Source organism: Mycobacterium sp. NGS33 (assembly GCF_059812885.1).
Genome location: NZ_JCALDN010000002.1, coordinates 235,858 through 262,067 on the forward strand (window position 1 = coordinate 235,858; position 26,210 = coordinate 262,067).

General features: G+C 68.3%; 28 protein-coding genes. 17 read left to right on the forward strand and 11 right to left on the reverse strand.

What is annotated here, in order from left to right; all coding sequences use genetic code 11:
* Positions 1–939: a type I pantothenate kinase gene (gene coaA / locus AC5Y5B_RS05210; RefSeq protein WP_044487112.1), complete on the reverse strand. Its 939-nt coding sequence runs from the start codon at positions 937–939 to the stop codon at positions 1–3.
* Between the two features lie 116 nt (positions 940–1,055).
* On the opposite strand from coaA, the gene glyA reads away from it, so the two are divergent.
* From glyA to AC5Y5B_RS05235, 5 genes are all read left to right on the forward strand, one after another.
* Positions 1,056–2,336 carry a serine hydroxymethyltransferase gene (glyA, locus tag AC5Y5B_RS05215; RefSeq protein WP_112631985.1) on the forward strand — a complete coding sequence of 427 codons (1,281 nt, stop codon included), beginning with the start codon at positions 1,056–1,058 and terminating at the stop codon, positions 2,334–2,336.
* 116 nt (positions 2,337–2,452) lie between these two features.
* Positions 2,453–3,280: an acyl-ACP desaturase gene (locus tag AC5Y5B_RS05220; protein ID WP_112632008.1), complete on the forward strand. Its 828-nt coding sequence runs from the start codon at positions 2,453–2,455 to the stop codon at positions 3,278–3,280.
* Positions 3,281–3,532: 252 nt separating this feature from the next.
* Positions 3,533–4,834 (forward strand): RNA 5'-3' helicase PhoH2, encoded by a 1,302-nt coding sequence (gene phoH2, locus AC5Y5B_RS05225; RefSeq protein WP_500004186.1) that lies wholly within the window; start codon positions 3,533–3,535, stop codon positions 4,832–4,834.
* A 57-nt stretch (positions 4,835–4,891) separates the two neighbouring features.
* A complete protein-coding gene (locus tag AC5Y5B_RS05230; RefSeq protein ID WP_112631987.1) occupies positions 4,892–5,767 on the forward strand; it encodes a polysaccharide deacetylase family protein in 876 nt (291 codons plus the stop codon).
* 150 nt (positions 5,768–5,917) lie between these two features.
* Entirely contained in the window at positions 5,918–7,360 is a 1,443-nt protein-coding gene (locus tag AC5Y5B_RS05235; RefSeq protein WP_205869046.1) for an adenylate/guanylate cyclase domain-containing protein, read from the forward strand.
* Between the two features lie 10 nt (positions 7,361–7,370).
* Here the strand turns inward: AC5Y5B_RS05235 and AC5Y5B_RS05240 are convergent, their stop codons facing one another.
* From AC5Y5B_RS05240 to glpX, 3 genes are read right to left on the reverse strand one after another with little or no spacing between them, the layout of a single operon-like run.
* Positions 7,371–8,372: a hypothetical protein gene (locus tag AC5Y5B_RS05240; RefSeq protein WP_112631988.1), complete on the reverse strand. Its 1,002-nt coding sequence runs from the start codon at positions 8,370–8,372 to the stop codon at positions 7,371–7,373.
* A 54-nt stretch (positions 8,373–8,426) separates the two neighbouring features.
* Positions 8,427–9,836 (reverse strand): class II fumarate hydratase, encoded by a 1,410-nt coding sequence (locus AC5Y5B_RS05245; protein ID WP_430918048.1) that lies wholly within the window; start codon positions 9,834–9,836, stop codon positions 8,427–8,429.
* Positions 9,837–9,873: 37 nt separating this feature from the next.
* Positions 9,874–10,953 (reverse strand): class II fructose-bisphosphatase, encoded by a 1,080-nt coding sequence (glpX, locus tag AC5Y5B_RS05250; protein ID WP_500004195.1) that lies wholly within the window; start codon positions 10,951–10,953, stop codon positions 9,874–9,876.
* Positions 10,954–11,008: 55 nt separating this feature from the next.
* Between glpX and AC5Y5B_RS05255 the strand changes: the two genes are divergently transcribed.
* Genes AC5Y5B_RS05255 through AC5Y5B_RS05265 form a run of 3 tightly spaced genes read left to right on the forward strand, consistent with a single transcriptional unit; the run spans position 11,009 to position 14,108 of the window.
* The gene (locus tag AC5Y5B_RS05255) at positions 11,009–11,707 is read left to right on the forward strand and encodes a DUF4245 domain-containing protein (protein WP_500004197.1); all 699 of its coding nucleotides are present in this window, start codon (positions 11,009–11,011) and stop codon (positions 11,705–11,707) included.
* A 32-nt stretch (positions 11,708–11,739) separates the two neighbouring features.
* Entirely contained in the window at positions 11,740–12,537 is a 798-nt protein-coding gene (locus AC5Y5B_RS05260; protein ID WP_112631992.1) for a dienelactone hydrolase family protein, read from the forward strand.
* 26 nt (positions 12,538–12,563) lie between these two features.
* On the forward strand, positions 12,564–14,108 hold the full coding sequence (locus AC5Y5B_RS05265; protein ID WP_112631993.1) for a carboxylesterase/lipase family protein: 1,545 nt from the start codon (positions 12,564–12,566) through the stop codon (positions 14,106–14,108).
* On the opposite strand, the gene AC5Y5B_RS05270 is transcribed toward AC5Y5B_RS05265, so the two are convergent.
* The 4 genes from AC5Y5B_RS05270 to AC5Y5B_RS05285 all read right to left on the reverse strand — a co-directional run bounded on the left by AC5Y5B_RS05270 (position 14,105) and on the right by AC5Y5B_RS05285 (position 17,377).
* Entirely contained in the window at positions 14,105–15,193 is a 1,089-nt protein-coding gene (locus AC5Y5B_RS05270; protein WP_112631994.1) for a 3-beta-hydroxysteroid dehydrogenase, read from the reverse strand. The two genes, AC5Y5B_RS05265 and AC5Y5B_RS05270, sit on opposite strands and share 4 nt — an antisense overlap.
* A gap of 72 nt (positions 15,194–15,265) precedes the next feature.
* A complete protein-coding gene (locus AC5Y5B_RS05275; protein ID WP_240631680.1) occupies positions 15,266–15,535 on the reverse strand; it encodes an exodeoxyribonuclease VII small subunit in 270 nt (89 codons plus the stop codon).
* Positions 15,525–16,781 carry an exodeoxyribonuclease VII large subunit gene (gene xseA, locus AC5Y5B_RS05280; protein ID WP_289176343.1) on the reverse strand — a complete coding sequence of 419 codons (1,257 nt, stop codon included), beginning with the start codon at positions 16,779–16,781 and terminating at the stop codon, positions 15,525–15,527. The genes AC5Y5B_RS05275 and xseA overlap by 11 nt, the downstream gene beginning before the upstream one ends.
* Positions 16,778–17,377, reverse strand: coding sequence for a lipid droplet-associated protein (locus AC5Y5B_RS05285; RefSeq protein ID WP_112635865.1), 600 nt, complete (start codon positions 17,375–17,377; stop codon positions 16,778–16,780). Before AC5Y5B_RS05285 ends, xseA begins: the two co-directional genes overlap by 4 nt.
* Positions 17,378–17,466: 89 nt before the next feature.
* Here AC5Y5B_RS05285 and AC5Y5B_RS05290 point away from each other — a divergent pair, with 89 nt between their 5' ends.
* Positions 17,467–18,477, forward strand: a complete 1,011-nt coding sequence (locus AC5Y5B_RS05290; RefSeq protein ID WP_112635867.1) for a 4-hydroxy-3-methylbut-2-enyl diphosphate reductase — start codon at positions 17,467–17,469, stop codon at positions 18,475–18,477.
* 4 nt (positions 18,478–18,481) lie between these two features.
* On the opposite strand, the gene AC5Y5B_RS05295 is transcribed toward AC5Y5B_RS05290, so the two are convergent.
* Positions 18,482–19,690: a DUF6542 domain-containing protein gene (locus tag AC5Y5B_RS05295; protein WP_289176342.1), complete on the reverse strand. Its 1,209-nt coding sequence runs from the start codon at positions 19,688–19,690 to the stop codon at positions 18,482–18,484.
* A gap of 142 nt (positions 19,691–19,832) precedes the next feature.
* Here AC5Y5B_RS05295 and ychF point away from each other — a divergent pair, with 142 nt between their 5' ends.
* The gene (gene ychF / locus AC5Y5B_RS05300; protein ID WP_112635780.1) at positions 19,833–20,906 is read left to right on the forward strand and encodes a redox-regulated ATPase YchF; all 1,074 of its coding nucleotides are present in this window, start codon (positions 19,833–19,835) and stop codon (positions 20,904–20,906) included.
* 25 nt (positions 20,907–20,931) lie between these two features.
* Here ychF and AC5Y5B_RS05305 read toward each other — a convergent pair whose 3' ends face one another.
* On the reverse strand, positions 20,932–21,432 hold the full coding sequence (locus tag AC5Y5B_RS05305; protein ID WP_112635778.1) for a nitroreductase/quinone reductase family protein: 501 nt from the start codon (positions 21,430–21,432) through the stop codon (positions 20,932–20,934).
* Positions 21,433–21,504: 72 nt separating this feature from the next.
* On the opposite strand from AC5Y5B_RS05305, the gene AC5Y5B_RS05310 reads away from it, so the two are divergent.
* The 7 genes from AC5Y5B_RS05310 (at position 21,505) to AC5Y5B_RS05340 (ending at position 25,375) form a co-directional block, all read left to right on the forward strand.
* The gene (locus AC5Y5B_RS05310; RefSeq protein WP_112635776.1) at positions 21,505–21,717 is read left to right on the forward strand and encodes a hypothetical protein; all 213 of its coding nucleotides are present in this window, start codon (positions 21,505–21,507) and stop codon (positions 21,715–21,717) included.
* Complete coding sequence (locus tag AC5Y5B_RS05315) at positions 21,714–22,334, forward strand: cation efflux transmembrane domain-containing protein (protein WP_112635774.1); 621 nt, start codon at positions 21,714–21,716, stop codon at positions 22,332–22,334. The genes AC5Y5B_RS05310 and AC5Y5B_RS05315 overlap by 4 nt, the downstream gene beginning before the upstream one ends.
* An 11-nt stretch (positions 22,335–22,345) precedes the next feature.
* Positions 22,346–22,897, forward strand: a complete 552-nt coding sequence (locus AC5Y5B_RS05320) for a VOC family protein (RefSeq protein ID WP_112635772.1) — start codon at positions 22,346–22,348, stop codon at positions 22,895–22,897.
* 102 nt (positions 22,898–22,999) lie between these two features.
* Positions 23,000–23,398, forward strand: coding sequence for a VOC family protein (locus tag AC5Y5B_RS05325; protein WP_112635770.1), 399 nt, complete (start codon positions 23,000–23,002; stop codon positions 23,396–23,398).
* 61 nt (positions 23,399–23,459) lie between these two features.
* Positions 23,460–23,843, forward strand: a complete 384-nt coding sequence (locus AC5Y5B_RS05330; RefSeq protein WP_289176341.1) for an Mtp family mycobacterial-type pilin — start codon at positions 23,460–23,462, stop codon at positions 23,841–23,843.
* A gap of 283 nt (positions 23,844–24,126) precedes the next feature.
* The gene (locus AC5Y5B_RS05335) at positions 24,127–24,690 is read left to right on the forward strand and encodes a peptidoglycan endopeptidase (RefSeq protein ID WP_353852120.1); all 564 of its coding nucleotides are present in this window, start codon (positions 24,127–24,129) and stop codon (positions 24,688–24,690) included.
* 361 nt (positions 24,691–25,051) lie between these two features.
* Positions 25,052–25,375, forward strand: coding sequence for a putative quinol monooxygenase (locus AC5Y5B_RS05340; RefSeq protein ID WP_112635626.1), 324 nt, complete (start codon positions 25,052–25,054; stop codon positions 25,373–25,375).
* A gap of 7 nt (positions 25,376–25,382) precedes the next feature.
* Here the strand turns inward: AC5Y5B_RS05340 and AC5Y5B_RS05345 are convergent, their stop codons facing one another.
* Positions 25,383–26,063 carry a guanylate cyclase gene (locus AC5Y5B_RS05345; RefSeq protein ID WP_112635624.1) on the reverse strand — a complete coding sequence of 227 codons (681 nt, stop codon included), beginning with the start codon at positions 26,061–26,063 and terminating at the stop codon, positions 25,383–25,385.
* Between the last annotated feature and the right edge of the window lie 147 nt (positions 26,064–26,210).

The following is a 26,210-nucleotide window of genomic DNA, read 5'->3' on the forward strand; positions in this document are numbered from 1 at the left end:
TCACAGCTTGCGCAGCCGCAGCCGGTTGATGGAGTGGTCGGCGTCCTTGCGCAGCACCAGGGTGGCGCGCGGCCGGGTCGGCAGGATGTTCTCGACCAGGTTGGGGCGGTTGATGGATCGCCAGATCTCGCGGGCCGCGGCCACCGCCTTGGTGTCGTTGAGCGCCGAATAGTGGTGGAAGTGCGATTCGGGATCGGCGAAGGCGGTGCTGCGCATGGCCAGGAACCGCGAGACGTACCACTGCTCGATGTCTTCGATCCGGGCGTCGACGTACACGCCGAAATCGAACAGGTCCGACACCATCAGGGTCGGACCGGTCTGCAGCACGTTGAGGCCCTCGAGGATCAGGATGTCGGGGTGACGTACCACGTGCTTGGCCCCCGGGATGATGTCGTATTTCAGGTGCGAATACACCGGCGCGCACGCGTAGTCCGAACCGGATTTGACCGAGGTCACGAACCGCATCAGCGCCCGACGGTTGTAGCTTTCCGGAAACCCCTTGCGGTGCATCAGGTTTCGCCGGTCCAGCTCAGCATTCGGGTACAGGAACCCGTCGGTGGTGACCAGGTCCACCCGCGGGTGATGGTCCCAGCGCGCCAGCAGCGCCTGCAGCACGCGGGCGGTCGTCGACTTGCCGACCGCGACGCTGCCGGCCACCCCGATGATGAACGGCACCGGCCGGTCGGGGTTTTGCTGAGGTTCGCCGAGGAATTCGGCGGTGGCGGCGAACAATCGCTGCCGCGCCGCGACCTGCAGGTGAATGAGCCGGGCCAGCGGCAGGTAGACCTCTTCGACTTCCAGCAAGTCGATCTGTTCACCCAGACCGCGCAGGCCGACCAGCTCTTCCTCGGTGAGGGCCAGCGGCGTCGACATGCGAAGCGCGCGCCATTGCTTTCGGTCGAACTCCACATAAGGGCTCGGCTCGCTAAGCCGCGGCATAGTGCAAGTGTTGCAGGGGCGCCGAAAAGCCCGACGGCTGGGCTGGCGAAAGGGCGGCGCTGGATAGACTGGCGGCCGTGACTGCTGCACCTGACGCCCGTCCCTCGACATCCGTGATGTCCGCCCCGTTGGCCGAGGTCGACCCGGACATCGCCGAGCTGCTCGGCAAGGAGCTCGGCCGGCAACGCGACACGCTCGAGATGATCGCCTCGGAGAACTTCGTGCCGCGCGCCGTGCTGCAGGCCCAGGGCAGCGTGCTGACCAACAAGTACGCCGAGGGGCTGCCGGGGCGCCGCTACTACGGCGGCTGCGAGTACGTCGACGTGGTGGAGAACATCGCCAGGGACAGGGCCAAGGCGCTTTTCGGCGCCGACTTCGCCAACGTGCAGCCCCATTCGGGGGCCCAGGCCAACGCCGCCGTCCTGCACGCGCTGATGTCGCCGGGGGAGCGGCTGCTGGGTCTGGACCTGGCCAACGGCGGCCACCTGACGCACGGCATGAAGCTGAACTTCTCCGGCAAGCTCTACGAGAACGGTTTCTACGGTGTCGACCCGACGACGCATCTGGTCGACATGGACGCGGTGCGCGCCAAGGCGCTGGAATTCCGGCCGAAGGTGATCATCGCCGGCTGGTCGGCCTACCCGCGGATCCTCGACTTTGCGGCGTTCCGGTCGATCGCCGACGAGGTCGACGCCAAGCTCTGGGTGGACATGGCGCACTTCGCGGGTCTCGTCGCGGCCGGGCTGCACCCCTCGCCGGTGCCGCACGCCGACATCGTGTCGACCACCATCCACAAGACGCTCGGCGGCGGCCGCTCGGGGATGATCCTGGGCAAGCAGGAGTACGCCAAGGCGGTCAACTCGGCGGTGTTCCCCGGCCAGCAGGGCGGCCCGCTGATGCACGTCATCGCCGGCAAGGCCGTCGCGCTCAAGATCGCCGGCACCCCGGAGTTCGTCGAGCGCCAGCAGCGCACGCTGTCGGGTGCCCGGATCCTGGCCGACCGGCTGCTGGCCGCCGACGTCGCCAAGGCCGGCGTGTCGGTCGTCAGCGGCGGCACCGACGTGCACCTGGTCCTGGTGGACCTGCGCAACTCCCCGCTCGACGGGCAGGCCGCCGAGGACCTGCTGCACGAGGTCGGCATCACCGTGAACCGCAACGCCGTGCCCAACGACCCGCGCCCGCCGATGGTCACCTCGGGGCTGCGGATCGGCACGCCCGCGCTGGCCACCCGCGGCTTCGGCGACGCCGAGTTCAGCGAGGTCGCCGACGTCATCGCCACCGCCTTGGCGGCCGGGACCTCGGCCGACGTCTCGGGGCTGCGCCAGCGCGTGACGCGGCTGGCCCAGGAGTTTCCGCTATACGACGGCCTCGAAGACTGGGCGCTGGTCGGCCGGTAGCCGGCATCGCCGCAGGCAGGGTGGCCGGCGGCGGGGTTTGAGGACCTAAGTCACCAGTTGCCGCGACACGACCGCGTCGATTTCATGAACCTGTGTACGCGGGTTACAGTTACCTCATGGCCGAAAGACCCGTCGCTAACGCACTGACCCTGGAACTCGAGCCGGTCGTCGAAGCGAACATCGACCGCCACCTGTCCACCGAAGAACTCTGGTTCGCGCACGACTACGTGCCGTTCGAACGGGGCGAGAACTTCGCCTTCCTCGGTGGGCGCGACTGGGACCCGTCGTCGATGACGTTGCCGAGGCCGCTGACCGACGCCTGCGAGATCATGTTGCTGCTCAAGGACAACCTGGCCGCGCACCACCGCGAGCTGGTCGAGCACTTCATCCTGGAGGACTATTGGGGCCGCTGGCTGGGCCGGTGGACCGCCGAGGAGCACCTGCACGCCATCGCGCTGCGCGAGTACCTGGTGGTGACCCGCGAGGTCGACCCGACCGCCAACGAAGAGGCCCGCGTCCAGTACGTCATGAAGGGCTACCGCGCCGACACCTACTCGCAGGTGGAGATCCTGGTGCACATGGCGTTCGCCGAGCGCACCCACGCCGTGTTCTGCGAGAACCTGGCCGCGCAGCTCGAGGAGCCCATCCTCGCCGGCCTGATCGACCGGATCGCCCGCGACGAGCGGCGCCACGAAATGTTCTTCTCCAACCTCGTCGCGCACTGCCTCGAGTACACCCGCGACGAGACGATCGCGGCGATCGCCGCCCGCGCGGCCGACCTGGAGGTGCCCGGCGCCGACATCGACGCGTACGCGGACAAGGTGCGAAACGTCGACAAGGCAGGCATTTTCGGACCGGAGCAGCTGCGCCAGGCGATCTCCGACCGCATCGCCGCGTGGGGGCTCGCCGACGAGCCCCAGCTGCGGCAATTCGTCGCCGGCTGAGCCGGCCGGCACGCTCCTCACCCCAGCGGCCACGCGCGGGGACCGGTCGCGTCCCGCAACGTCGGCGCGCCTGCACAGCGGGCGCACGGCCACGGGAGTAGCGTCGTTCTCGATGGTCAGCGTCAAGCTCTGCTGCCAGGGCGGCACCTCCCGTCATCACAACGGAAGGACCGGCCCCGGTCCTGGTGCTGCGGTTCCCGTCGACATGCCTGTGCGGGTCCGCGCGGGCTCATCCCGCTCGAGGAGCGCTACGTGACCGAAATCCGGACCTACGTGATCGACACTTCTGTGCTGCTGTCCGACCCGTGGGCGTGCAGCCGATTCGCCGAACACGAGGTGGTTGTTCCGCTGGTGGTGATCAGCGAACTGGAGGCCAAACGCCACCATCACGAGCTGGGCTGGTTCGCGCGCCAGGCGCTGCGGCTGTTCGACGATCTTCGGCTCCTACACGGACGGCTCGATCAGCCCATTCCCGTTGGGACACAAGGTGGTTCGCTGCACGTCGAGCTCAACCACACGGACCCGGCGGTGCTGCCGGCGGGCTTCCGCAGCGACAACAACGACTCCCGGATCCTCAGCTGTGCCGCGAACCTGGCCGCCGAAGGTAAACGAGTTACGTTGGTCAGCAAGGACATTCCGCTTCGGGTGAAGGCCGCCGCGGTGGGCCTGGCCGCCGACGAGTACCACGCCCAGGACGTGGTGGCCACCGGCTGGTCGGGCATGCGCGAGATCGAGACCGCCACCGAGGACATCGACGCGCTGTTCACCGACGGCGAGATCGATCTGGTGGAGGCGCGAGACCTGCCCTGCCACACCGGAGTTCGGCTGCTCGGGGGCAGCTCTCACGCGCTGGGCCGGGTCAACGCCGACAAACGCGTCCAGCTGGTTCGCGGCGATCGGGAGGTGTTCGGGCTGCGCGGGCGCTCCGCCGAACAGCGGGTGGCGCTCGACCTGCTGCTCGACGAGACGGTGGGCATCGTGTCGCTGGGCGGCAAGGCCGGCACCGGCAAGTCGGCGCTCGCGCTGTGCGCCGGCCTGGAGGCGGTGCTGGAGCGCCGCACGCAGCGCAAGGTGGTGGTGTTCCGGCCGCTGTACGCCGTCGGCGGCCAGGAGCTGGGATACCTGCCCGGCAGCGAGAGCGAGAAAATGGGTCCGTGGGCCCAGGCCGTCTTCGACACCCTCGAGGGTCTGGCCAGCCCGGCCGTGCTCGAGGAAGTGCTGTCCCGCGGCATGCTCGAGGTACTGCCCCTGACCCACATCCGCGGCCGCTCGCTGCACGACTCGTTCGTCATCGTCGATGAGGCCCAATCGCTGGAGCGCAACGTCCTGCTGACGGTGCTGTCCCGGCTGGGCACCGGATCGCGGGTGGTGCTGACCCACGACATCGCCCAGCGCGACAACCTGCGGGTGGGCCGCCACGACGGGGTCGCCGCCGTGATCGAGAAGCTCAAGGGCCATCCGCTGTTCGCCCACATCACGCTGTTGCGCAGCGAGCGATCGCCGATCGCCGCGCTGGTCACCGAGATGCTCGAGGAGATCGCCGGCCCGCAGTGAGCGCGCCTGACCAGCGCGCTCGGCCCCGGGCGGGGCCGCCTTCGATAAACTTCCACGGTGGCGAAACGACCCGACACCCAGACCTGGCGCTACTGGCGCACGGTGGTGGGTGTGGCCGCCGCCGTCGCGGTGCTGGTCATCGGCGGGCTCACCGGTCACGTGACACGCGCCGACGACCTGAGCTGCTCGGTCGTCAAATGCGTCGCCCTGACCTTCGATGACGGGCCGGGGCCGTTCGACGAGCGGCTGCTGCAGATCCTCAAGGACAACGACGCCAAGGCGACGTTCTTCCTGATCGGCAACAAGGTGGCCGCCAACCCGGGCGGCGCCAAGCGCATCGCCGACGCCGGGATGGAGATCGGCAGCCACACCTGGGAACACCCCAACATGACCACGATCCCGCGCGAGGACATCGCCGCCCAGTTCACCAAGGCCAACGAGGCGATCGCCGCCGCGACCGGGCGCACCCCGAACCTGTACCGCCCCGCGGGCGGGCTGTCCGACCCCGTGGTGCGCCAGACCGCCGGCCAATTCGGGCTGGCCGAAATCCTCTGGGACGTCATCCCTTTCGACTGGGCGAACGACTCGAACTCCGCCGCGACGCGCTACATGCTGATGACCTACATCAAGCCGGGCTCGGTGGTGCTGTTGCACAGCACCTACTCGAGCACCGTCGACCTGGTGTACCAGTTCATCCCGGTGCTCAAGGCCAACGGCTACCGCATGGTGACGGTCAGCGACCTGCTGGGACCACGAGCGTCCGGCAGCAGCTACGGCGGCCGGGAAAACGGTCCGCCCGTCAACGGCCTGCACGACATCCCGCCCGCCGACATTCCCACGCTGCCCAACACGCCCTCACCCAAACCGATGCCCAACTTCCCGATCACCGACATCCCAGGACAGAACTCCGGCGGGCCGAACAACGGTGCGTAAAGCCGATTTCGGTCCGCGCACGACTGTAGGGTGATCATCGTGGGCTGGCTTCGGGATCGGCTTCCGCGACAGTGGCGTGCGTCCGCGCGGCGGCCGGCCGCCGGTTCGCGAAAGTCCTTTCGACGATGGCTGTTTCAATACGGGTTCGATCTGAGCCTGTCCTACGTGTTGGCCGTCGTCGAGGCGGCCGCCATCCTGATTCCGTTGCGGGGACACACTTCCGTCGGCGACAACGCGGACTTCGCGCGGCAGAACACGGTGCCGGTGGCGCTGCTCATCGTGCTGGGCATCGTCAGTGTCGCGGTGGCCGGCGCCGTGAGTCTGGCGCCCACGGTGCGCTGGTACGTCGCGGGTGACGATCCCACCCCGCAACAGCGCGAAGCCGTGATGAAGCTGGCCGGACGTCAGTCGGCGATCCTGGCGACGTCCTGGGCGATGACCGGCGGGATCTTCATCCTGCTGAATCTGACTGGCGGGCCGCGGCTTCTGCTGCCCATCGTGCTCGGCGTGCTGCTCGGCGGATCGGCCGCCGCCGGCACCGGGATGCTGCTCGCCCAGCGCACCCTGCGGCCCATCATGCGCGTCGCCACGCTGGGCGCCGAGCCGCGCCTGGCGGTGCCGAGCGTGTACGCGCGGCTGGTTCTGCTGTGGTTTCTGTGCAGCGCCTTTCCCATCGCCGTGATCGCGACGCTGGTCGTGTTGCGCTCATACGGCTGGCTGATCGAGAAGTCCGCGTCGTTGGACGTGCCGATCCTGGTGGTGTCGTTGGCGGCCCTGGTGCTGGGGCTGCCGACGATGATCTTGACCTCGCGGTCCATCTCGGACCCGGTCGGCGAGGTCGTCGACGCGATGGCCGAGGTCGAGCATGGCCGCATGGAAACCTACGTCGGCGCCTACGAACGTTCCCAAATCGGCCGTCTACAAACGGGATTCAACCGGATGGTGGCCGGGCTCGCCGAGCGCGACCGGCTGCGTGACCTGTTCGGGCGCCACGTCGGGGCCGACGTCGCGCAGCGCGCGCTCCAGGAGGGGGCGTCCCTGTCGGGCGACGTGGTCGAAGCGGCGGTGCTGTTCATCGACCTGGTGGGCTCTACCCAGCTCGCGGAAAGCCGTCCTCCCCAAGAGGTCGCCGAGGTGCTCAACGACTTCTTCCGCATCGTGGTGCACGCCGTCGACGAACATCACGGTCTGGTCAACAAGTTCGCCGGCGACGCCGTACTGGCCGTCTTCGGGGTGCCGCTGCCGACCAGCGACCCGGCATCGTCGGCCCTGGCGACCGCCCGTGCCCTCGGCTCCCAACTGCGGCGGCTGCCGGTCGATTTCGGTATCGGTGTCTCCGCGGGCCGGGTGTTCGCCGGCAACATCGGCGCCGAAAACCGGTACGAGTACACCGTGATCGGTGACGCGGTCAACGAGGCCGCGCGGCTGGCCGACCTCGCCAAGACCTCCGACCGGCGGATCCTGTGTTCGGCCGGGGCCGTCGACGCCGCCGGGGAGGCCGAGCGCGCGCAGTGGGCCGAGTGCTATTCCACCGTCCTGCGCGGGCGATCCGAGGCCACCCACATCTCGGCGCCGACGGGCCCGGCGAGCTAGCCGGGGCGGGTCAGGACTTCGAGACCTTCAGCGCGGCAATGATCTTGCCGACGAGACCCGCCGAGGCGGCGTCACCGATGGGTGTGCTGCCGATGAACACGGTGACCGGCTTGGTGTCGACGGCGATGATGGTCACCGAGTCGCCCTTGACGTTGCGGCTGGGATCGGCGATCGTGACGTCGGCGTCGACGCGGACCGCCTTGGTGCCGTCGACGGTGATCGACGCCGACTTCGTCGGCCCGAGCGTGGGCTGGGCGTTCGCGTAGCCGGGGCCGGCGACGATGCATTGCATCAACTTCGTGGCCTGCGCCGTAAGGTCCATGCTGGCAACGAAATTGGTGACGCCGACCTCGGCGGTCATCATCCACTGGTTGGCCCCGGGCACGTCCTGGGCGACGCCCAGCCCGCCGATCAGGTTGGGGCCCTGGTCGTCGGAGAACACCGTCCACCCGCCGGGCGCCGCGCTGGCCGGGAACGAGAGCTTGCCCGCGGCGATCGAGTCGGTGCGGGGCATCTCCCCGCCGGACACGTTCGGGGTGCAATCGGTCGCGTTCTGCGCGGAGTTCTTCGGTGTGGAGACCGACGTGCTCGTGGTCGACGGGGCGGCGGCCGGTTTGTTGTCGTGGCCGCCGCGCATCACCAGCAGCGTGGCGACCAGCGCGATTACCGCGAGCACGACCAGACCCGCGACGATCAACCACGGCAGCTTGGAGCCGGGCCCACCCGGCGGTGGCCCCGGGGGATATGGGCCGCCCGGCCCGCCCGGCGGAAACTGCTGTCCGGGTTGGGGATACGGCTGGTTCGGGTAGGCGGGGCCGCCGGGCGCATACGGGTACGGCCCACCCGGCGGCGGGTAGCCGTAGGGACCGCCCTGCGGATAGGGACCGGGACCGCCCTGGGGGTAAGGACCGGGCGCGCCGCCCGGCGGCTGGCCACCCCAATTCGGGTCCTGCCCATACGGATTGCTTCCGTAGGGTCCCTGGCCGTAGGGGCCACCGGGAGGAGCCGTCATGGAAAAACCACCCTTACTCTCGTCGGCCAACGCCGTCACCGGATGACGGGCGGCTCAGTCTTCGGGCTTGACCTTGGCCATCGCCAGCACGTCGAGCCGCCGGTCGAGTTCCTCGATCGACAGCTTCTCGCCGATCAGCCCGCGGTCGATCACCGTCTGGCGAATCGTCTTGCGCTCCTTGAGCGCTTGCTTGGCCACCGCGGCGGCCTCCTCGTAGCCGATCGCCGAGTTCAGCGGCGTCACGATGGACGGCGACGACTCGGCCAGCTCGCGCAGGTGCTCCACGTTGGCCGCCAGGCCGACGATGCAGCGCTCGGCGAACAGCCTCGACACGTTGGTCAGCAGCTTGAACGACTCCAGGATGTTGCGCGCCATCATCGGGATGTAGACGTTGAGCTCGAACGCGCCCGACAATCCCCCGACGGCCACCGCGGCGTCGTTGCCGATCACCTGCGCGGCGACCTGGGTAACCGCCTCTGGCAGAACGGGATTGACCTTGCCCGGCATGATCGAGCTGCCCGGCTGCAGGTCGGGCAACTGGATCTCGGCCAGGCCGGTCAGCGGGCCCGAGCCCATCCAGCGGACGTCGTTGGCGATCTTGGTCAGCGACACCGCGATGGTGCGCAGCGCGCCGGACGCCTCGACCAGGCCGTCGCGCGCCGCCTGGGCCTCGAACGAGTTTGCGGCCGTGCGTAATTCGCTCAGGCCGGTGGAAGCCACCAGCGTCTCGACCACCTTGGCGCCGAAGCCGTCGGGGGCGTTCAGGCCGGTGCCGACCGCGGTGCCGCCGATGGCCAGCTCACCCAGCCGGGGCAGCGTCGCGCGCACCCGCTCGATGCCCGCCTCGATCTGGCGGGCGTATCCGCTGAATTCCTGGCCGAGCGTCACCGGGACGGCGTCCATCAGGTGGGTGCGGCCCGACTTGACCACGGTGTGCCACTCGCGGGCCTTGCCGGCCAGGGCGTCGTGCAGCACCTCGAGCGCCGGAATCAGATGGCGCACAGCTGCTTCGGTGGCCGCGATGTGGGTGGCGGTGGGGAAGGTGTCGTTCGACGACTGCGACATGTTGACGTCGTCGTTGGGATGCACCGTCACGCCGTTGGCGGCCGCGATGCTGGCGATCACCTCGTTGGTGTTCATGTTGGAACTGGTGCCCGAACCGGTCTGGAACACGTCGATGGGGAACTGGTCGTCGTGCTGGCCGTCGGCGATCTCGCCCGCCGCGGCGATGATCGCGTCGGCCTTCTCCCGCGCCAGCAGCCCCAGGTCCTTGTTGACCTGCGCGCAGGCGCCCTTCAGCAGGCCCAGCGCGCGGATCTGGGTGCGCTCGAGCCCGCGGCCCGAGATCGGAAAGTTCTCGACCGCACGCTGGGTCTGCGCGCGCCACAACGCTTTTGCGGGTACGCGGACCTCTCCCATGGTGTCGTGCTCGATGCGGTACTCGGTGTCATCGGAGCTGTTCACGGCCATAGATTGGTTTTCCTCGTTCTTCGATCGGTGGTCAGGGCAGGGGATAGGCGGCGGAGGTATCGCCGGTGAAGTCGATGGCGGAGTACTCGTTGAGCTTCGACAGCCGGTGGTAGGCCTCGATCATGCGCACGGTGCCCGACTTCGACCGCATGACGATCGACTGGGTGGTGCAGCCACCGGGGTAGTACTGCACGCCCTTGAGCAGGTCGCCGCTGGTGACCCCGGTGGCGCAGAAGAACACGTTCTCCCCGGACACCAGGTCCTCGGTGGTCAGCACCTGGTCGAGGTCGTAGCCGGCGTCGATGGCCTTCTGGCGTTCCTCGTCGTCGGTGGGGGCCAGCTGCGCCTGGATCGCCCCGCCCATGCACCGGATGGCGGCGGCGGCGATGATGCCTTCCGGCGTGCCGCCGATCCCGGCCAGCATGTCGGTGCCCGAATGCGGCCGGCAGGCCGAGATCGCGCCGGCCACGTCGCCGTCGGTGATCAGCCGGATGCGGGCGCCGGTCGCCCGGACCTCGTGGATCAGCTGGGCGTGCCGCGGCCGGTCCAGGATGCACACGGTCATGTCGCGCACCGACAACGCCTTGACCTTGGCGACGGCCTTGATGTTCTCGGCGATCGGCGCGGTGATGTCGAGCACGTGAGCGGCCTCGGGCCCGACGGCGATCTTGTTCATGTAGAACACCGCCGACGGGTCGAACATCGCGCCGCGGTCGGCCACCGCCAACACGGAGATGGCGTTGGGCATGCCCTTGCTCATCAGCGTGGTGCCGTCGATGGGGTCGACGGCGAAGTCGCACTCCGCGCCGTCGCCGTTGCCGACCTCCTCGCCGTTGTAGAGCATCGGCGCGTGGTCCTTTTCGCCCTCGCCGATGACGACGACGCCGCGCATGGACACCGTGTTGACCAGCTCGCGCATCGCATCGACGGCCGCCCCGTCGCCGCCCTCTTTGTCGCCCCGGCCGACCCAGCGACCTGCGGCCATGGCCCCGGCCTCGGTGACGCGTACCAGCTCCAAAGCCAGGTTGCGGTCTGGGGCCTCACCGCGCGGTCGCCCCTGCGCGGGGGCCCGGCCGGCGGTGGCGGTCGAGTGGTTGCCCTCAACTGTCATGGTTGTTGATTGTCCCAGAAGCGGATCGGTCCGCTGGAACTGGGATACTTGGGGGATGACGGACGAGCGGCCGCTGAATGCCCAGCTTGATGGGAGCGTGGCCGGCGCGCCGTCTCCGCAAGCGGGGCCGGCGCCCAGGCCGGCCAAACCCCGGTTGTTGCAGGACGGCCGGGACATGTTCTGGTCGCTGATACCGCTGGTGATCGGGTGCATCGTGCTGGCCGGCATGCTCGGCATGTGCTCGGTCCAGTTCGGCCACCACCAGGGCCCCGTCCCGTCGTATGACGCGGGCGCGGCCCTGCGCGCGGACGCCTCCGCGCTCGGTTTTCCCATCCGCCAGCCGCAGCTGCCCGCCGGCTGGCAGGCCAACTCCGGTCACCGCGGGGGCATCCAGGGCGGGCGGACCGACCCCGCGAACGGTCAACGGCTCAACGCTCCCGTATCGGTCGTCGGCTACATCACCCCGACCGGGCTATACCTGAGCCTGACCCAGAGCAACGCCGACGAGGACAAGCTGGTCAATTCGATTCACCCGTCGGCCTACCCCACGGGGACCGTCGACGTCAGCGGCACCGGTTGGGTGGTCTATCAGGGTTCCGGTCAGAACGGCGCGGACGCCGAGCCGATCTGGACGACCCGGCTCAGCGGCCCGGGCGGCGCGACCCAAATTGCGATAACCGGCGCCGGAAACACCGATCAGTTCCGTACGCTGGCGTCGGCGACGCAATCGCAACCGCCTTTGCCCAGCCGCTAATCCACCCGCGCGAGCAGAGGGGTCGCATCGACGTGACTGCACCAGAGGCCGACCTGTCCGGATGGTCGGCGGCCCCTTTCAGCGGCGGCGGATACACCCATGACGTCTACCGCAAGGGCAGCGGCCCCGGGGTGGTGCTGATTCCGGAGATCCCGGGGATCCATCCCGGCGTGCTCGCACTGGGTAATCACCTGGTGGACAACGGCTTCACCGTCGCCATGCCGTCGCTGTTCGGCCGCCCGGGCAAGGCCAAGACGGCGGGTTATCTCCTAGGCGCCATCGGACGTGCCTGCGTGGCAAGGGAATTCGCGGCGCTCGCGTTGAACAAGCAGCGACCTGTGGCGTCGTTCCTGCGTGCGCTGGCCCGTGACCTCAACGCTTCGACGCCCGGCAAGGGCGTCGGGGTGATCGGCCAGTGCTTCACCGGGGGCTTCGCGCTGGCGGCCGCGGTCGACGACAGCGTGCTGGCGCCGGTGCTCTCCCAGCCGTCGGTGCCGTTCCCGCTCGGAGCCGCGCGGCGCAGCGATCCCGGCTTGAGCGAATCCGAGCTGGCCACCGTGGCCGATCGGTGCGCCAATGATGGCCTGTGCGCCATGGGATTGCGGTTCAGCGAGGACAAGATGTCGCCCGGCGAGCGGTTCGTGACGCTCAAACAACGCCTCGGCGACGCCTTCGAGGTGATCGACATCGATTCGGGTCCCACCAATCAGCACGGCTTCGGCAAGATGGCGCACTCGGTGCTCACCGACGAGGTCCGCGAGCTCGATGGCCACCCCGCCTACGAAGCCCGTAAGCGAGTGGTCGAGTTCCTCACGCAACGCCTTTTCTAGGTTCGTCCAGGAGATTTCGCACGCGCATGGCTAACGACGACCTGGTGGTCGAAACCAGCTACGGCCCGGTTCGGGGCATCGAAGTGGACGGCGTCAAGGCGTGGAAGGGCGTTCGGTACGCGGCGGCACCGGTGGGCGAGCTGCGGTTCAAGGCGCCGCAGCCGCCCGCGCGCAGCAGCGAGGTCGCCGACGCCACCGCGTTCGGGCCGGCCTGCCCGCAGCCGGTGTTTCCCAACATGCCACTGGATCTGGGCGCGCCGCAGGGCGAAGACTGCTTGCGGCTCAACGTCTGGGCGTCTTCTGACACCCGGCCCGGCGACACCAAGCCGGTGATGGTCTGGCTGCACGGCGGCGCCTACGTCCTTGGTTCGAGCAGCCAGACGCTCTACGACGGCCGCAGGCTGGTCAGCCACGGCGACGTCGTCGTGGTGACCGTCAACTATCGGCTCGGGGTGCTCGGCTTTCTCGACCTGTCACCGTTCGACTCCGGTGGGCGGCATTTCGACTCCAACGTCGGGCTGCGCGACGCCGTCGCGGCCCTGCAGTGGGTGCGCGACAACATCGCCGCCTTCGGCGGTGATCCGGCGCGGGTCACGCTGTTCGGCGAGTCCGCCGGGGCCGGGATGGTCACCACGCTGCTGGCCAGCCCCGCCGCCGAGGGTCTGTTCGCCCGGGCGATCGCGCAAAGCTCCCCGGCCACTTCGGTGTACGACCGCGAACGCGCCGGCCGGGTGGCCCGGGCGTTCCTCGACCGGCTGGGAATCGCCCCGACGGAATCGCGGCGCCTCATCGACATCCCGATGGCGGCGATCCTGGCCGCGACGCAACAGGTGTTCGACGAGGTGCCGGTGCGCAACCCGGGAACGCTGGCGTTCGTCCCGATCGTCGACGGCGATGTGCTCAGCGACTATCCGGTCAAGCTCGCCCAGGAAGGCCGCTCACAGCCGGTCCCGTTGATCATCGGCACCAACAAGCACGAGGCGGCGCTCTTCCGGTTGATGCGCTCGCCGCTGATGCCGATCACGCCGAGCGCGATCACCTCGATGTTCAACCAGATCGCCGCCGAACAACCCGATCTGCAATTGCCCACCGAGGAGGAGATCGGCTCGGCGTATTCGCGATTGCGGCGCAGGGCAAGGAGTTTGAGCATCGCGACCGACGTCGGCTTCCGGATGCCGTCGGTGTGGATCGCCGAGGGGCACGCCAGGGTGGCGCCGGTGTATCTGTACCGGTTCGATTACGCCACCCCGTTGTTGAAGCTGCTCATGGTCGGGGCCGCGCATGCCACCGAATTGCCGTTCGTCTGGGGCAATCTCGGCGCGCCCAAGGATCCCACGCTGAAGCTCGGCGGCACCAAGGCCGCCAAGGCGGTGTCCAAGAGGGTGCGCACCCGATGGACCAACTTCGCCGCGCATGCCAGGCCCACCGGTCCCGCCGGCGCGCCGGAATGGACTCCCTATGCGGAGGACGACCGTTCCTGCTTGGTCATCGGCCGCAGCGACACCGTCGCGCACGACATCGACGCCAACATCCGCGCCGCCTGGGGCAGCGACATGGTGAGCTTCCGCTAGGCGGATGCCTTGCCCGCCAACGCTTGTCGCTTCATCTGGTCGAACATCTCGACGTAGTACGACAGGCACTCCGACAGCGCCTGTTCGGTGGTGAACAGCGGCTGGTAACCGAGGTCGCGCGAGGCCTTCGCGATCGAAAAGAAATTGTCCAGATACAGCCGCTCGACGGCGAGCGGCTCGAGCAGCGGCGCCGGTATCCCGAACCGGAAATGCAACCGCTGCCAGCCCGTCATCGCCGCACGCACCATCGGCCCGTTCACCCGGACCCGCGGCCACTTCTCCCCGCACGCCTCGACCACCGGCCTGGCGAACTCGAACATGTTGATCGGCTCGGCGTCGTTGATGAAATACGCCTGGCCGGGTGCGGTGCCGCCGGGCGTCAGGTGTTCGGCGGCCAGGATGAAACCGTGAATCAGGTTGTGCACGTAGGAGTTATCCAGACGGGCCGATTTGCGGCCGATCAGCACCTTGACGTGACCGGCGATCACGCTTTCGAACAGCTTGCGGAACATCGTCTGGTCGCCGCGGCCCCAGATGCCGCTGGGCCGAATCGCACACGTCAACAGCCCGTCAACGCCGTTCTGCCCCAAGACGAATCGCTCGGCGAGCACCTTGGTCTCGGTGTAGAGGTCGTTGAACCGGTTGGTGTGGGGCAGCGTCTCGTCACCATTGACGATGTTCTGACCGCCCATGACGACGCTGTTGGACGAGGTGTAGACGAAACGCTGCACCCCGGCGGCCTGCCCGGCGCGGACCAGGTTCTCGGTGCCCCCGACGTTGACCCCGAAGCTGCGCTGCCGGTACTCGTCGGTCACCGACGCGCCGCCCATCAGATCGATGATCGCCGCGGTGTGGAAGACGGTGTCGACGCCGTCGACCGCCTGGGCGCACACGGCCGTGTCGGTGATGTCACCCTCGAGCACCTCGAGCCGCGGATGCGCCGGCAGCGGCGAGGGCACACGGTCGAAGGACCGGACGAAGTGTCCGCGATCGAGCAAGGTGGACACCAGGTTGGCCCCGACGAATCCCGAGCCCCCGGTGACCAGGACGCGGCCGAGTTCGGCCGTCAGCGATGGATCACCCATGGCCGAAGCATAACTGAAACGTGTTCCAGTTCGAAAAAAAGTTTCTCAACAAAACCCCCGATGTCGCCGAATTCAGGCATCCTCAGGCTCGCCGGCCGCGAGCGCATCCTCGATCCTCTTGCGGGCTCCAGCTAAGTGCTCCTCGCACCGTTTAGCCAGCTGCTCACCCCTTTCCCACAATTTCAGCGACTCGTCCAAATCCAGGCCGCCCTGCTCGAGCACCCGCACGACTTCGATCAGTTCGTCGCGGCAGGCCTCATACGCCAGATGACTAATAGGCGTAATCGACCCGCTCTCCTGCGGGGCCGCGGAGTCGTCCCCGCCGTCGTTGCTACGCGCCATCCGACCGCCCTTCGCTCACCGCGGCCACGGCGCCGTCAGCCACCCGCACCCGCAGCCGCGTGCCCGCCGGGGCGTCGTCGACCGACCGCAACACCCGGCTCGTCGCCCCGACGGCCTGCACGGTGGTTTGCACGATGGCGTAACCGCGGGCCAGCGTGGCCGCCGGCCCCAACGTCGCCAGCCGCGCGCGCAGGTGGCCGACCCGCTCGGTCTCGGTGGCGGCCAGCCGCGTGATGTCCCGGCGCATCGCCGCCCGCGCCCGGTGCACCTCCTCGGCGCGCGCCGTCAACGCTGCCAGCGGCTCGGCCAGCACCGGGCGGCTGCGGATCTGGGCCAGGGACCGTTGCTCGCGGGTCACCCAGTTGCGCAACGCCTGGGCGCTGCGCCGGCGCAGGTCGTCGAGCAGCCGCCGCTCGGCAGCGGTATCGGGCACCACCTTCTTCGCCGCGTCGGTGGGGGTGGCCGCGCGCAGATCGGCGACCAGATCGCACAGCGGGTTGTCGGGCTCGTGGCCAACCGCGCTGACCACCAGGGTACGGCACGCCGCGATGGCACGGCACAGCGTCTCGTCGGAGAACGGCAGCAGGTCCTCCACGCTGCCGCCGCCGCGAGCGATCACGATGACGTCGACCTCGGCGTCGCGGTCGAGGTCGCCCAGCGCCTCGACGATCTGGGCGACCGCGTTGGGCCCCTGCACGGCGGTGTTACGCACCGCGAAGCGCACCCCGGGCCAGCGCGCGGCCGCCACGGTGGTCACGTCGCGTTCGGCGGCGCTGGCGCGGCCGGTGATCAGCCCAATCATGTTGGGCAGGAAGGGGATCGGTCGCTTGAGCCGAGGATCGAAGAGGCCTTCGGCGTCCAGCAGCCGGCGCAGCCGGTCGATGCGGGCCAACAACTCGCCCACCCCGACGGCGCGAATCTCGCTGAGCCGCAACGAAAATGTGCCCCGACCCGTGTAGAACGACGGCTTGCCGCGAACCACCACCTGGGTGCCCTCGGCCAGCTTCACCGGGGCGTTCAGCACCAGATCACGCGGGCAGGTCACGGTCAGCGACATATCAGCGGCCGGGTCACGCAGCACCATGAACACGGTTTTGGAATCCTGCCGCATCGAAACCTGGGCCAGCTGACCCTCGACCCAGACGGTGCCCAGCTTGTCGATCCAGCCAGCGACCCGGATGGCCACCGCGCGCACCGGAAACGGGTTCTCGGCGGAGTTCGGTTCGGAGGTAACGGCCGGGGTCACTTCGCGTTCGCGCGGGTGATCCTGTTGGCGAGCAGCGTCTGAAACGGCGCACGGCCCTTGGTCGCCTGCTCGTAGGCCAGCAGCGCTTCGAGTTCGTCCACGCTCAGCGACTGCAGGCGCGCCCGTAGCTGCGCCAGCGTCAGCGAGGTGTAGTCGAGCTCGGTGACCACTTCCGGCTGCGGAACCGAGGCGCCGGCCGCCGGCTTCTTCGCCTGACGGGTGGGCCGGGTCAGCGCGCTGGCGTCTTCGTGCGCGTCGGCCACCGAGTACAGCGCGAACCGGCCTTCGGCCCTGCGCTCGCCCTCACCGCCGTCCTGCAACGCGCCGTACGCCCCGTCGACCGCGTCGACGAGGTCCTCGTCGAAGGTCGCCCATTCCGGCTTCTCGTCCTTGGGCGGGAAGATCGATTCCAGCGTGCTGTCACCCTTGATGGCCAGCTCGGCGAGGTTCTGCTGGAAGCGCATCACGATGTGCGCGGCCTGGCTGGCCAGTGTCATCGGGTACATCAGGATGGTTTTCGGCAGCCTGATGGTCTCTTCGACCGCGACTGTTGCCGCGCCGACCAGCAGCCGAACGCCATACGGTGCAGTGCCCATGGGTCCAAGATTGCCCTAAGCGGCGGCTAACTCCAAGCCCACCGGCGCGAGCTGGCAAGCCCGTGTCCGCGGTAAGTACCCTGGACGGCATGCCGCCGACTATCGACATGGGGATTCCCGGCCGTGTGGGAGGACCAGCGCGTTCGGCAGCCGGCGACCCAGCCCGCAAGCGCGTGCTGCTGGCCGAACCGCGCGGTTACTGCGCGGGCGTCGACCGGGCCGTGGAGACCGTGGAGCGCGCGCTGGAAAAGCACGGACCACCGGTCTACGTGCGTCACGAGATCGTGCACAACCGCCACGTGGTCACCACGTTGGAAAAGGCCGGCGCGGTGTTCGTCGAGGAGACCGACGAGGTTCCCGAGGGGGCCATCGTGGTGTTCTCCGCGCACGGCGTCGCGCCGACGGTGCACGCCGCGGCCGCCGACCGCAACCTGCACACCATCGACGCGACCTGCCCGCTGGTGACCAAGGTGCACAACGAGGCCAGGCGTTTCGCCCGCAACGACTACGACATTCTGCTCATCGGCCATGAGGGCCACGAGGAGGTCGTCGGCACCGCCGGGGAGGCGCCGGACCACGTGCAGCTGGTCGACGGGGTCGCCGCCGTGGACCACGTGACGGTGCGCGACGAGAACAAGGTGGTGTGGCTCTCGCAGACCACGCTGTCGGTCGACGAGACCATGGAAATCGTCGAGCGGCTGCGGCAGCGATTCCCCAAGCTGCAGGATCCGCCCAGCGACGACATCTGCTACGCGACCCAGAACCGCCAGGTCGCGGTCAAGGCGATGGCGCCGGAGTGCGAGCTGGTGATCGTCGTCGGGTCCCGCAACTCCTCGAACTCGGTGCGCCTCGTGGAGGTCGCGCTGGGTGGCGGGGCCGCGGCCGCACACCTGGTGGACTGGGCCGACGACATCGACCCGGCATGGCTGGAAGGCGTCACCACGGTGGGCGTCACCTCCGGGGCGTCGGTTCCGGAGGTCCTGGTGGAGGGCGTGCTGGCGCGACTGGCCGAATGCGGCTTCGACGTGGTGCAGCCGGTCACGACCGCGCAGGAGACCCTGGTGTTCGCGTTGCCGCGGGAGATCCGCTCAGTTCGCTGAGCCGCTAGACGTCGTATTCCCACGAGTCCGCCGGTGACCGCCCGGGCGTCCGCGAGCGGCTGCGGCGCTCGGTGTGCGGCTCGCGGGGCGGTTCCTGGGAACCGGCGCCCCGGTAGCGGACCTGCGAGATGGGGTGATGGGTCGTCCCGTTGGAGCCGGTTGACGGGGGCCGCCGGCGCCGCGGTTCATAGGGCGGCTCGTAGGGCTCGCGGCTCTCGTAGCGGCCGTCATAGCGGCCCCCGGAAGTCGGGCCGCTCGGCGGCTCATACCTGTCCCCATAGGGCTCGAAACCGTCGAAACGGCTGCTCCGCGGGGTGGGCCGGTCGTAGGGACTGCGGCGGGTGCGCGGTTCGCGACGCGGTTCCCGCGCTTGGCCACGCGCGTCGGCGTCGGCGTCCGGCCTGGGCCGGCGCCGGGCCCGCCGGGGCGGCTCGGCGGCGTCATAGTCGCGGGCCGACGCCGCGGTGCGGCGGGTGCTCCGCCTCGGACGTTCGGGCCGCTCGACCGGTTCGGACCCATCGCCCAACGGCTCGCGGGAGTGCCGAGAGCGGCTCCGGGCCGAACGCGCGGTGGAGCGAGTGGTGCGGGTGGTGCGGCGCGTCCTCGACGACGGACCCGACCTGCGGCCCCGTCGGGCGTCGCTGGTCTCGTCGGCGTCGTCGGTGTCGGCATCGGACTGCAACACCGACTGCGCCTTGGCGACGATGCCGTTGAAGAAGGACTTGACGTCGACGCCGGCGGCCTCCGAAGCGTCTTCAGAGGTGCTCGCCGATGTCCTTGCCTGGTAAGCGTTTCCGAAATACCAACGGGCCAGTCCGATCGCCAGTACACCGCCGGCGGTGCCCAGCATCAGCGGGAAACGCTCGATCAGCGGATAGCCGCAGTTGATCAGCAGGTCTTTGAGGCGGCCGACCTTGGCGTCGTGGAACAGCCAGTAGGCGCCCGGCACCGCGCCGAACAGGATCAGGGGCGGCTGGATGATCGTGGTGAAGATGCCGTCCTGGCGCACCGCCAGCACCGCCGCGACGCAGCCGGCTATATAGAAGCCCGCGAAGACGTGGGTCAGTTCCTTGTGACCAGCGTCGATTCCGTAGCCGATGGCGGTCGCGGTGACGGCGATGAGCAGGGCTGCGTACCAGGGGACACCTGGGATGTTCGGAAGGATCGAACGGTGACCATCCTCCACCGTCGAACTTGCCCGCTGTGCTGACACATGTAGACCGTACCGGGAATGGGGCGAAAGGCCCGTAAATACCTCGTGGGGATCCTGGGCGTGCCCTACCGGGGCGCGCGAACGCCGGTGTCCAATGGTCCCCGGCTCGCGCCGCGGCCAAGACCCCTAGACTTGGTTCCCCGTGAGCCTGAGCCTGGGAATAGTGGGGTTGCCCAACGTCGGCAAGTCGACCTTGTTCAACGCGCTGACCCGGAACAACGTGGTGGCGGCCAACTATCCGTTCGCGACGATCGAGCCCAACGAGGGCGTCGTCCCGCTGCCCGATTCCCGGCTGGACAAGCTCGCCGAGATGTTCGATTCCGAGAAGATCGTCCCGGCGCCGGTCACGTTCGTCGACATCGCCGGGATCGTGAAGGGCGCCTCCGAGGGCGCCGGCCTGGGCAACAAGTTCCTGGCCAACATCCGCGAGTGTGACGCGATCTGCCAGGTGGTGCGGGTGTTCGCCGACGACGACGTGGTGCACGTCGACGGCAAGGTCGATCCGCGCGCCGACATCGAGGTGATCGAGACCGAGCTGATCCTGGCCGACATGCAGACCCTGGAGAGGGCCGTCCCGCGGCTGGAGAAAGAAGCCCGCAACAATAAGGAGCGCAAGCCGGTGCACCAGGCGGCCGTCGCCGCGGAGGCGGTGCTGGACTCGGGCAAGACGCTGTTCGCGGCCGGGGTCGACGCCGCGCCGCTGCGCGAGCTGAATCTGATGACCACCAAGCCGTTTCTGTACGTGTTCAACGCCGACGAGTCCGTGCTGACCGACGATGCCCGCAGGGCCGAGCTGTCCGCGATGGTCGCCCCCGCCGACGCGGTGTTCCTCGACGCGAAGATCGAGGCCGAACTGCAAGAGCTCGACGACGAGTCGGCGGCCGAGCTGCTGGAGTCCATCGGGCAAACCGAGCGTGGACTGGATGCGTTGGCGCGGGCCGGTTTTCACACCCTCAAGCTGCAGACCTACCTCACTGCCGGCCCAAAAGAGGCGCGCGCGTGGGTGATTCACCAGGGCGACACCGCACCCAAGGCCGCCGGGGTGATTCACACCGATTTCGAAAAGGGCTTCATCAAGGCCGAGATCGTGTCCTACGACGACCTGATCGCCGCGGGCTCGATGGCGGCCGCCAAGGCGGCGGGCAAGGTCCGCATGGAGGGCAAGGACTACGTGATGGCCGACGGCGACGTGGTCGAGTTCCGCTTCAACGTGTAGCGAACACCGCGGGCGCGTCAGGCGTTTACTGCGAGTCCTGCGCGGAGAAGACGTCGATCGGCCGCACGGGCGTCAACATCACCAGGGGTATCTGGCGGGTCGTCGATTTCTGGTAGGAGATGTACGGCGGGTACAGGTGAGCCATGTAGGACCACACTTGATGCCGTTCCTCGCCTTCGGGTTCCCGCCACGTGGCCTCGAACGCCTGGGTCGCGATCTGCAGGCCGATTGTGTTGCTCGCCAAGATATTCAGGTACCAACCCGGATGCGTGTCGGCGCCGCCCTTCGACGCGACGATCACGATCTCGCCGCCGAAGTTGCCGTAGATCAACGGCCGGATATAAATTTTCCCCGACTTGCGGCCCACGCACCTGATCAAGCAGTGCGTCGTCATCTCGCGGCCCCCGACCGCACTGACGTCGAAGATGTGGCCGCGCGCGCCACCCGAACTCAGGTAGGTGTCCAGGTGCTCACTGATCCAGTTGTTTCGCGCCGCTCGGATCGCCGCGGCTTCGGCGTCGGCCATGGATGACTCCCTGAATTCAGACGGGCGAAGGGGATTGGACTAATCCGGGTTTGCTGACTGATCCATGTAACCATGCGCGCCGCCGGTCAGTTCGCGCAGCCGGGCGACGATGCCGAGGGTCCTGTCATGGATACCGCGCCCGGTTGCGTTTCGCCGCGGCGGGGAGCACGCACCGAATACGCTCGCACGATGATCTATCGCTGGCTGGTGCGCGAGCAGGCGGCGGCCGCTTGGCGGCGGTGGTCCGAACAACGGTTTGACGAGACGCGCCTGCGTCGCGCGTGAGCCAGCGAAGGCGACTGGGGATCGTCCTCGGACTCAACGTTTCGCTCATCGCCGCGCTGGTCATCGTGGGCCTGGTCGCACATTCGGTTGGTGTGCTCGCGGCGGCGGGTGACACCGCCGCGGATTCTGTTGCGCTGCTGCTCGGTCTGATCGCCGTCACCGTCCGGGACCGTACGACGTATGCCCGGCGTCGGCTGGCGATACCGGCGGTGGCGCTGATCAACGGCGTTGCGCTCCTGGTGGTGGCGGTGTTGATCGTGGTGGAAGCGATGCGCCGGCTGATTCGCGGCGTTCCCGCGGTGCACGGCCTGCCGGTGTCGATCGTCAGTGCGGTCACCATGGCCGTCCTGTTGGTGGGGGCGTGGGTGCTGGGCGCCTCGGCCGCAAGCGAGGACCTGCACATGCGCTCGGTCCTGCTGGACACCCTCGCCGACGCCGCGTCGGCCGCGGCCGTTGCCGTCGCTGGTGCTGTGATCGCGTTGACTGGACGCTTCTTCTGGCTCGATTCGGTCCTCGCGCTCGCGATCGCGGTCATCGTCGCCGTCCCCGCGGGCGCACTGTCCTTGAAGGCCGTCAGCGCGATGCGCGGCAAGGCAGTGGATTTCACGGACGACTAAGGTCAGACACGATGCGGTGGCGGGGTGTGTGTCACGTCGAGTTCGCGGTGCTGGACTACGACGACTCCATCGCGTTCTACGACGCATTATTCGGTTGGCTCGGCTACAGCAGCTTCTCGTCGCTCGACATGGAGTACCAATCGACGTACTACATGACGCGAAACGTCAACCCGCACAGCTACATCGGCATCCAGCCCGCGCGCAGCGGCGCGAAGCTGACGCACACCGAGCAGGCGGTCGGCATCAACCACATCGCGTTGTGGGCGCGCAACAGGGCGGAGGTCGACCGATTCCACCGCGAATTCTTGGTCGCGCGCGGCATCCCGGTCACCGACGAGCCCCAGGATTACCCGCAGTACTGGCCCGGCTACTACGCGGTCTTCTTGGACGACCCGATCAACGGGATTCATTGGGAACTGGCCTGGGTGCCGAAAATCCCTACGCCCCGCCAACTTTGGTCGTTCTATCGTGCGATCCGTGCCTTCTCCAGGAGCCGGACGGACCTGGCGAATACGGTGCCGGGCGTCGCAAGGCAGGCCAGGAGAACCCTTCCGTCCCGGTGAGGCGACGGGCGCCGGGGCCGCACCCCCGTGACGGCGCCCCGGTTGTCGGAGGCGGCGTTTAGCATGCGGTCCTCAGACACCTATCGCACCTGGAGGCACCGCATGAAGTTCATTTCGACCCGCATCATCACGGCCGACGTCAGGCGGCTCGTCGATTTCTACCAGCTGGTCACCGGCGTCTCGGCGATCTGGGGCAACGAGCTGTTCGCCGAGATCCCGACGCCGATCGGCACGCTGGCGATCGGTAGCGACAAGACCGTCCCGCTGTTCGGCGACGGGTCCGCCGAACCCGCGGCCAATCGCAGCGCCATCCTGGAATTCATCGTCGAGGACGTGGACTCCGAATACGAGCGGCTTCGACAGCACATCGCCGAGGTCGTAACGGAGCCGACCACCATGCCCTGGGGCAACCGCGCGCTGTTGTTCCGGGATCCGGATGGAAACCTGGTCAACCTGTTCACCCCGGTGACGCCGGAGGCTCGGTCCAAGTTCGGACTGTGACGGTGTGAAGGAATCCGAACTTCTACTTGCCCGGATCACCGTCGGGGGAAATTCTTAGGAGATGGCGACTGTGAAGCGCGCGGTGCGGCGGACGGCGAGCGTGGTGGTGGGCGGCGCGGTGGCGCTGTCCGTTCTGGGGCTGGCCGGCGGCCCCGTCGTGGCGGCGGCACCGCCCCCGGCACCCACCGGCCACTGGTGCCCGGGCGATCCGTGGAACCCGACCTGGGGCAACGTCTTGGACTGGGACTGGCATCAATGCCACGACTGGCAACGCCCGGGCGGCCCGTCCGCCCCGGCGGGGTGGGGCCCCTGGGGACCGCCGCCGCCGTGGGCGCCGCCGCAGCCACCGCAACCGGCCTGGGCGCCCGGCGCGCAGATGATGTGGAACCCGACCGGTGCCGGGAATTGGGGGATCTGGAACAACGGCATCTGGACGCCGGTCTGATTCGACGCCTTGGGTCGCCGCGCGCTAAGCGAGAGCACGCCGACGTCGATCGGGAGACGGCGCACAGCGAACGGAACCGCGACGGGGCCTAGCGAGCATCCGGGGAAGCGTTTGCAGGGGGCCGGGGAACCGGCGCTGCGGAACCGCAGGTAATTAGCAGCCGAAAATATACCGGTGTGTAATAAGTTTGCTCTACGTGCGGTACGCGTCATGGTCCGATTGGCGAATGACCTGCGCCACAAATTTTGGCTCACAATAAATGTTATTGCTAGCCTCCCTGCCCATGGTCGTTATTGCAACATTGATGTCGTTGATCAATCAGGTCTCCGGCACGCCCTATATCTCGGGTGGAGATTCGCCCGCAGGGACGGATTGTTCGGGACTTGCGTCCTGGATTGCTAATGCAGCATCTGATAGGCCCGTTTTCGGCGATCGATTCAACACAGGAAACGAAGAGGGTGCATTGCTGGCGCGGGGCTTCCAATATGGAACCGCCCCCAACGCGTTGGTCATCGGCTGGAACGGTGGCCACACCGCGGTGACGCTGCCGGATGGAACGGCGGTTTCCAGCGGTGAGCGTGGCGGGGTGCATGTCGGTGGAGCGGGCGCCTACCAGGCCGGATTCACGCACCACATGTTCCTCCCGCTACCCGCGGAAGACGCGCCGCCGCCGCCGTTGTTCGGGCCGCCGCCCCCGCCGGACGCCCCGCCGCCGCCGGCGGACGCCCCGCCGCCGCCCCCGGACGCTCCGCCGCCCCCGGACGCTCCGCCACCGCCGGATGCGCCGCCGCCGGCCGTTCTCATCGACGCCGCGATGCCACCGGCTGCGCCTCCGCCCGGGGTGTGAATTGCCTTTCTCCGGCTACGCGGGAATTGCGAATCAATAACAAAATAGGCCTGCCGCAGTTCGTCAAAATAAATTATCCCGGCGGTCCCGCAGGCGATAATCCGGCCGCTGCGCCGAATAGTGAAATGCGTCCGGAATCGCCTGGTATGTGAGCTCTGCCACTGCAATGGTGCGGCCAAAGTGTGCTCATGGGTCCTGCGTGACGCATGAGCACACTTTGCTCTGACCTTTACCTAAGGAAATTACGATCATCATCGCCACGGCGGGGCGGCGCGGCACCAGCCGCGGCCGGATAGGCTGGCGCTGCCCGCGGAGACCGGGGCGGGCGTAACGGCAAGCAACGAACCGAGGCGGGGCCGCAATGATCTTCATCGTCGTCAAGTTCGAAACCAGACCCGACTGGACCGACCGCTGGCCGGATTTCGTCGCCTCGTTCACCGCGGCCACCCGGGCCGAGGAGGGCAACCTGTGGTTCGAATGGTCGCGCAGCCTGGATAACCCCGCGGAGTACGTCCTGGTGGAGGCTTTCCGCGACGATGAGGCCGGCGGCGCCCACGTCAACAGCGACCACTTCAAGCGCTTCGTGGCCGAAGTCCCGCAGGCGCTGAAGTCCACGCCCAAGATCATCAACCAGACCATCGACGCCACGGGCTGGTCGGAGATGGGCGAGTTGGCGGTCGACTGATCCCGGACTAGCCGATCGCGATCTCGATCTCGTCGCCCAGGGCATAGCCCGGTGCCAGGGGAAGCCGGTCACCGCTCCAGAACGATCCCGGATCGAAGTAATTCGAATACTTCTCCGTGCTGAGCAATCCCATTTCCTCGTAGGTGATGGCCACCGTCTCCGCGCAGTAGGCCACTTCCAACCCGAGCCGCTGGCGTTCCTTGCGCCGCTGCGTCGATTCCCGAACCTTTTTGTCCACGAACGGGATTCCTCGCGCCCAGTCGTATGCGTTCGGGAGCCTGCCGCGCAGCCACCGGCCGGTCAAACGCATGGTGGTGGGAAACGCGGTGCCGTCCATCCGCGCGATCACCCGCAGCAGCTTGTTCTCTTGCTCCCGGGTGGCCGGCGGCGTCAGCTGACGTAGCCAGCACCGCTGGTGGTAACGCTGCGACCACTGCATCACCGACTGGGCAAGGTCGTTCAGTTGCACCCCACGATGATTCGTTCCGGTCCACAGGTCGACGAGCTTGTCGCCCAGTTCGGCGTGCCAGATCAGCGGCGGTAGGTCGTCGATGGCCACCGTCATGCCGACGTGGTTCACCGGGCTGTTCGTCAGCGTCTGGATCGCGCGGTCCGGTCCCGAGCCGCCGCGAAACAGCCAAAGGTCGCCGGTGCGGGTCTCTTCGAGCGCTTGGTTCAAGGGGAGCATTGTCGTAAGCCCGTCCGCCGCTGCGGCTTTCGCCGTCGTGGTCGCCAGTGTCAGCCCGCGGGGCACGGCGCGCGCGAGGCGGTGCCGTACGTTGCGGGCACACAAGTCAATCACAACCGGGCCATAACGACCCGGCGACGCATAGCC